The following is a 6,075-nucleotide window of genomic DNA, read 5'->3' as shown; positions in this document are numbered from 1 at the left end:
AGAATCCTTGCCAACACCGCAGGCTGCCACTCCGTCAAGGAAGCGGTCACAACCGCGAAGATGGCGCGCGAGATCTTCGGGACGAACTGGGTCAAGCTCGAAGTGATCGGCAACCACGACACGCTGCAGCCGGATGTGTTCGGTCTGGTCGAAGCCGCCCGCATCCTGTGTGAGGACGGTTTTGCTGTATTCCCCTATACCACCGACGACCTTATCGTTGCCGAGCGGCTGCTTGCGGCGGGCTGCAAGGTCTTGATGCCGTGGTGCGCGCCGATCGGTTCCGCTCTCGGACCGATCAACATCACGGCGCTGCGCTCGATGCGCGGACATTTCCCAGGCGTTCCGCTGATCGTGGATGCGGGGCTCGGACGGCCGTCGCACGCGGCAACCGTTATGGAGCTCGGCTTTGACGCCGTACTCCTGAACACCGCGGTCGCCAAGGCGGCCGATCCGGTCGGCATGGCGCGTGCGTTCGGCAAGGCGGTCGAGGCCGGTCGTGAAGCGTTCAGCTCGGGAATGCTCGAGCCCCGCGACGTCGCCGTGCCGTCGACGCCAACCATCGGCAGGGCGGTTTTTTCATGAAGCTCGATCCGTTCTACCTGATCGTCGACAGCGCCGCCTGGATCGAACGCCTGGTGCCGCTTGGCGTCAAGCTGGTTCAGTTGCGCATCAAGGATAGGGACGAGGCCACGCTGCGGACGGAAATCCGCCGCGCGAACGGCGTCTGCGCGGTCCATGGTTGCCAACTGATCGTCAACGACTATTGGCGCACGGCAATTGAGGAAGGCTGCGACTTCGTCCATCTCGGCCAGGAGGATTTGGCTGCGGCCGACCTGCTGGCGATTAAGTACGCCGGATTGAAGCTCGGGCTTTCCACGCACGATCATCTAGAACTGGAAACGGCCATCGCTGCCGAGCCCGACTATATCGCGCTCGGCCCCATCTATCCCACCGTCCTGAAGCAGATGAAATGGGCGCCGCAAGGGCTCGAGCGGATCAGCGAGTGGAAGCATCGGGTGGCGCCGATCCCATTGGTCGCCATTGGCGGCCTCAACCCCGACCGGCTCGACGGTGTTTTCGAGGCTGGTGCGGACACCGCGGCAGTGGTCACCGACATCACGTTGAATGCCGATCCCGAAGCACGCACGCGAGAATGGATCGAAAAGACAAAGCCATGGCGCTGAGGCGAGAACCGCATGTGCTCGTGGTCGGCGGATCAGACTCCAGCGGTGGGGCTGGAATTGCATGCGATATCGAGACGATCTCTTCCATTGGCGTGCGCACCTGCCTGGCCGTCACAGCGCTGACGGTGCAGACGCACGAAGCCGTGATGGAAATCCATCCTTCGCAGCCCGATCTTGTGGCCAATCAAATGCGCGCCGCGCTGCAGGCCAACAAGGTGGCGGCAATCAAAATCGGCATGCTCGCAACGGCCGAGATCGTCGTAGCCGTCGCGGCTGTGCTACGCGAAAATCCACAGGTGCCGGCAGTACTCGACCCGGTGCTGGCCTCGACGTCAGGCCGGGCGCTGCTGGACGCAAGGGCCGTCGCCGCCATGAAACGCGACCTGATGCCCCTTTGCCGCCTCGTCACACCCAATCTCATCGAGCTGGCGCTTCTTGTTGGCTTAGAGCCAGCGGTGGATGAAGACGGCGCAGTGTGGCAAGGCCAGGAATTGCTGCTGGCCGGGATGCAGGCCCTGCTGATCAAGGGCGGCCACGCGGCGGGACCCCGATCGACCGATATTCTGTTGCGCTTGGATCAAGGACCAATCCGCTTTGACATGCCGCGCCTTGCCGTATCGATACGCGGAACGGGCTGCATGCTGGCCAGCGCGATTGCAGCGCATCTGGCGAAGGCGAGATCACTTGAAGGCAGCGTCCGCGAAGGCAAGCTGTTTGTTTTCGGGAAGCTTCAGAAGGCAGCCGAATGACAGTGACGCTGCCTCAGTCAATTTAATGCGACTGTCAACGGCGGAGCAAAATCAGGCCAGGCGGCGGCGCAAAAGTCGGCCACTTGTGGCGCACGCATGAGACCGCCGGGAGGGCGTAGCCCCGAGGGGGGTGTCATGCGTGCGTGGCGATTTTGCCAGTGGTTTCAGCCAACCTTTTCGGGCACGAAGCCGACATGAGCAATCACGATTGCTGGTGCTTGGCCATCGGGATATCAGAGTTTCAAGGTTTCGTTCGAGGATTCAGGGCGTTGATGATCACTGCAGTTGCAATTCGTCGTTGCGGCAACCCGTAATCCCCACGACAGTTTACTCAAGAAATTTGCCGGCTCGAAGCGGGTTAGGCCAAGCGGGGAAACATGCAACGTCTCAACCCAACGATTGAAGCTGTTTCGCAAGAATACGTCCTCATCCAGGCATGGAAAAAGGCCTCTGCCTGGATCCGGTACCACAACTGGTTCTCGGATACCTTGGAGCTGGATTTCGCCACCGCGAACCTTCCTGACTTCCTGCAATCAATAGGCGACGAACTGCGGACGGGGAAGTGGACTACCCTGCCGCTCCGGCTCGTGCCAGCTCCCAAAAGCCAAAAGTGGGCGGCGGCCAGGTCCGATATCTGGGGGCCAAAGGACTCCAGGGAGGTAAACTTGCGGCCCCTGGCCCACGTCAGCCTTCGCGACCAGGTCGCGGCTACTGCCGTAATGCTCTGCCTGGCAGACCGCGTCGAATCCCTACAGGGCGATCCGCGCCCGTCCGAAGACAAGGAAAAAGCATGGAGTTCCGTCCTGTCCTACGGCAACCGACTCTTTTGCGACTCTGATGGTTTCGGTGGCCTTCAGCATCGTTGGGGGTCGTCAAAGCTGTACCGGTCGTTCTCTATCGATTATCGAAGCTTCATCGGCCGCCCCGAAGAAATCGCCCAAAAGCTGGAAATTGACGGCCGTCGAGTCGTAATCGTCAGCTCTGACCTGAAGCAGTTTTACGACCGCGTGCGGCCACCCATGCTCATGGAAAAGCTCGAGGGTATCAAACGCGAAGGCGACGATCCCCGGTTCTACGAACTCGCTGCTAATGTTTTGCATTGGAGATGGCATAAAGACGATCGGTCCGATGTTGAGGAATACGCCAAGAAGGGAGTAGAAATTCGCGGATTCCAGGAGATCTGCCTGCCGCAGGGCCTGGTTTCTGCCGGCTTCTTCGCGAACCTTGCCTTGCTTGATTTCGACCGCCAGCTCGCCGCCAGCAGGGAAACGACGATCTCCGCCGGCATTTCGCTCCGCGATACAACCCGTTACGTCGACGACGTCCGCCTGGTCGTGACCGTCCAGCGAGACCGGGATCTGGAAGAAATCAAACTCTCGGTCTTCGCGTGGTTGGCGGGGGTTCTTGCCGACGCGGCGCCGGGACTTCTGGTGTCCGATGACAAGACGCAGGCGGCTAACTTTAGTGGTGAAAATCGTCCACTGCTCCGTCAGGGGCGGAAGATGGCCAGGATTCAGAGCGCACTTTCGGGTGGCTTTGACGCTACGAGGGGCGAGGAAATAATCGACGCCGTACAGAGCCTCGTACGTGCGCAGGAACACTACAATCAAAGTAGGAAAGCCAGTAACGATCGAATGCTTCCGGTTCCAGACGTAAGGGACGCAACCGTGGCCCGCTTTTCGGCTGCGCGTTTCAGAACCACGTTCCGATCGCTGCGGCCCCTTCTGGACGGTGGTAGGGCCATCGGCGTCGAAACCGACCCACCGGCGGACGAAACGCCCTTCCGAGGGGCGGCGATGACGCGGTCCGAACTCGACGACGAGGCGCGTAATTTCGCGCTGAGTCTCGTCCAGCAATGGATCGACGATCCATCAAACGTGCGGCTCCTGCGCATCGGTCTGGACATCTGGCCATCGCCCGAAGTTCTTAGGCTGGTGCTGGAACTTCTGCGCCCATACCTCAAGCGAACGCGGGGCCAGCCGCGCCTTGTTGCCCTGTACTGCCTCTCCGAGTTGTTCAAGGCCGGTGCAACCGAGACCGGCTTCGTGGAGGATGACGAGTACCTGCCTAGCAACGTCGATGTCGAGGAATACCGGGCAGTGCTGGCGGCCGAAGCCCTTCAAGTGGTGTCATCCGCCACTCGGACGACACCTTGGTACCTAAGGCAGCAGGCAGTCCTCTTGTTGGCGGTAATGAGGGAGAAAGCGGACAAGCGCTGGACCGAGCGTGTTAGGATGCCGGAGACTCGGCTTTATCTAGAGTTTCTCTCCTTTCTGAACCGCGATCGGGAGGCCTCGACATATGCCGATTTCGCGACGCTTGCGGTTATGGCCAGGCGGTCGGTCCTCGACGAAAGTGAAGCAAGGCAACTGGTAGCTGGTTCGGTGGATACGAATCTATTCGAGGAAATCGCGATTCGCGATCCTGCCTTCGCCGCCGAATTGCAGCCGTCGTGGATATTCGGGGATCAGCCAAGTCCGGCACACGACGGCTGGACGTCCTTGTCGCGGTGCAAATCCCCACGTGCACCAACGGACCCCGATCTCCGGAATGAGATAGGAGTCCTGAGCTTCATGTATGCATTCGCCAAAATGATGCTGACCGAAAAGCAACCTTACGCAATGACGCCTTCATCCATCGAGGTGAAGCTATCGAGCGATCGCAGACACACCGAGGTTGTGGGGGTTCGGATTGCTGACAAGGCGTATGCGCCATCAGGGTTCCTGCAGGCGCTCTACGAACCTCCGATCTGGTGTGACTCGGGTCTACGCTGGAAATTCCAAATGGGGTACCTTGTCAGGTTCATACTTACCGGAAACCTCGATTTCACCGAAGTCCGTATGCCATCATGGCGAGAGACGAGGACTATCTATCGGCAGGTGCGCAGCCATTGGTACCAACGTTCCTATGGCCTCCATAACGGACATGAGGGTTTCGGTGACGACTGGCTTGCCATTTCGCACACGACCGAAGACCTGCTCTATTCGATGCTGGCATGGCCGGGGTGCAGGGTCGACGACGGCGAATGGCTAAAGCGAGACCCTGAGCAGCTTGTCCTGTTCCTGCACGAAAAACTGGAGGCAGCGAGACGCCATGTCGGAGAGGCAACGGGCACTCTGATGCTACCGATATTGGCGCCGCTCCTGGCATATCCACGAGAGGATCGACCGCTTCGGGGTTGCGTGGTGCAGACCATTACCCCAGAAGCTCATGAAATCGTGGATGGAGATCTCACGCTTTCCGGCACCGCTATCCGACAGAAGCATCGAAATCACCTTTCGACCGCGCTCGCGGCAGTGGAAAAGATGCTGGAGCTCCGGGCGACCCATCAGACGCAGGACAAGCGACTAGACTGGCTAATCTTGCCCGAGCTCGCGGTCCATCCACGCGATATCAAGACCCATCTCATTCCGTTCGCGCGAGCCTACAAGACCATCATCCTGACCGGCCTGACGTATGAGGAGGTTGAACCTGGCTTGCCTCCAGTCAATTCGGCAATATGGATATTGCCTCAACTCATGACCGGCAGGGGCCTCCAGATCAAGACCAGACGCCAAGGGAAGTTTCACCTCGCCAAGATGGAGAAAGCCTGGGAGGCCAAGAAATTGGTCCGTGGCTTCCGACCTGTTCAATGGCTTGTTGGGTACCAATGGACAACAAATCTCTTGGCAGATCCGCTCTGGCTCACTGCGGCCGTCTGCTATGACGCGACCGATCTCAGGCTTGCATCCGACCTTCGTAACAGGTCTGACGTTTTCGCCATTCCTGCGCTGAATCAGGATGTCGGCACCTTCGACCAGATGGCGGCCGCCCTGCATTATCACATGTACCAGCTGGTGATCGTGGCGAATAATGGAGGCTTCGGGGGGAGCAACGCGCATGTTCCACGAAAGGAAAATCACCTGAAGCAGGTGTTTCACAGCCATGGACAGCCACAGGCATCGATTTCTTTCTTCGAGATCGAGGACATGTCGGAAATGAAGGAGCGCCGTGACCTCGGCAAGGGTCTGTCCCCGGCTCCGCCATATAAAAAAACAGGAAGTTGGAAATACCCTCCCGCAGGTTATTGAGAACATGGATCTTTCTAAGCTTGCCTCGAAGGCCAACATTGCAGGCGTTCCTGACGAGAAAGCCTGGCGATC

Annotated in this window: 4 protein-coding genes; all 4 read left to right on the top strand. The window is 59.3% G+C overall.

Going from position 1 to position 6,075, the window contains the following annotated elements; genetic code table 11:
* The coding region (locus tag NKH70_RS30640) for a beta/alpha barrel domain-containing protein (protein ID WP_353027051.1) at positions 1 to 582 on the top strand (582 nt) is incomplete at its 5' end.
* Entirely contained in the window at positions 579 to 1,184 is a 606-nt protein-coding gene (locus NKH70_RS30635) for a thiamine phosphate synthase (protein ID WP_353027049.1), read from the top strand. The genes NKH70_RS30640 and NKH70_RS30635, both read left to right, overlap by 4 nt.
* Positions 1,175 to 1,933, top strand: coding sequence for a hydroxymethylpyrimidine/phosphomethylpyrimidine kinase (locus NKH70_RS30630; RefSeq protein WP_353027047.1), 759 nt, complete (start codon positions 1,175 to 1,177; stop codon positions 1,931 to 1,933). The genes NKH70_RS30635 and NKH70_RS30630 overlap by 10 nt, the downstream gene beginning before the upstream one ends.
* A gap of 377 nt (positions 1,934 to 2,310) precedes the next feature.
* On the top strand, positions 2,311 to 6,003 hold the full coding sequence (locus NKH70_RS30625) for an RNA-dependent RNA polymerase family protein (protein WP_353027045.1): 3,693 nt from the start codon (positions 2,311 to 2,313) through the stop codon (positions 6,001 to 6,003).
* Positions 6,004 to 6,075 lie beyond the last annotated feature (72 nt).

This window comes from Mesorhizobium sp. M0991, assembly GCF_040318915.1.
In the GTDB taxonomy this organism is placed as follows: Bacteria; Pseudomonadota; Alphaproteobacteria; order Rhizobiales; family Rhizobiaceae; genus Mesorhizobium.
The sequence above is the reverse complement of the archived record's forward strand: the minus strand, read 5'-3'. Positions and strand labels throughout refer to the sequence as shown.